Raw genomic sequence first — 721 nt, 5'->3', positions numbered from 1 at the left:
GATGAACTCCAGGTTGCCATCGGGAAGCCATCTCACTAGGTCCCCCGTCCTGTACATCCGGGTATGGCCCTTCTCGATATCCGCGGCAGTGGCAAAGGGGTTGGGAACAAAACGATCCCGTGTCAGCTCCTCCATGTTCAGGTAGCCCCGGGCCAGTCCAGCTCCGGCTATGTACAGCTCCCCCACAACGCCTATCGGAACAGGGGTGCCGTAATTGTCCAGAACGTAGGCGCGGGTGTTCATGGCCACCTTTCCCAATGGAACGGAGATGAACCCATCCATTGTACCTTCATTGAAATCCTGAAAACTGGTGACCCCTACCGTTGTTTCCGTTGGGCCGTAGTGGTGCAGGATTTTACAGGAAGGGTAAAGTTTCATGAACTTCTCCAGTTCTTCTTTATTGGCTTTTTCCCCTCCAATGATGATGCATTTTAACTTTGTAGGCCTGTTGCCCTCTGTGATGGTATTTAATAATATCGATAGATAGGTCGGGGTTATCTTGATAAGTTCTATTCCATGTTTATCCAGATAATCAAGATATCGTTTGACATCCTGCTTGATGGCCTTGCTGCAAATGAATACCTGTTGTCCATAGCACAAAGGTGTCAGGAGCACATTTACCGTGGCATCGAACACCATACTAGATGAGCAATCAATATGCTGGTTTTGTGAATAGCAATCATGATTGAATATCCATGTATTATAGTTCATGATGCTGGCA

At 47.6% G+C, this 721-nt stretch carries 1 protein-coding gene; it reads right to left on the bottom strand.

What is annotated here, in order from left to right:
- A partial coding sequence (locus AACM45_RS20305) for an AMP-binding protein (RefSeq protein ID WP_339145038.1) occupies nt 1–721 on the bottom strand: 721 nt, incomplete at both ends.

The sequence above is a fragment of the Croceitalea sp. MTPC5 genome (genome assembly GCF_036985505.1).
In the GTDB taxonomy this organism is placed as follows: Bacteria; Bacteroidota; Bacteroidia; order Flavobacteriales; family Flavobacteriaceae; genus Croceitalea.
Note: the sequence above shows the minus strand (reverse complement) of the source record. Positions and strands in the feature narration are given on the sequence as shown.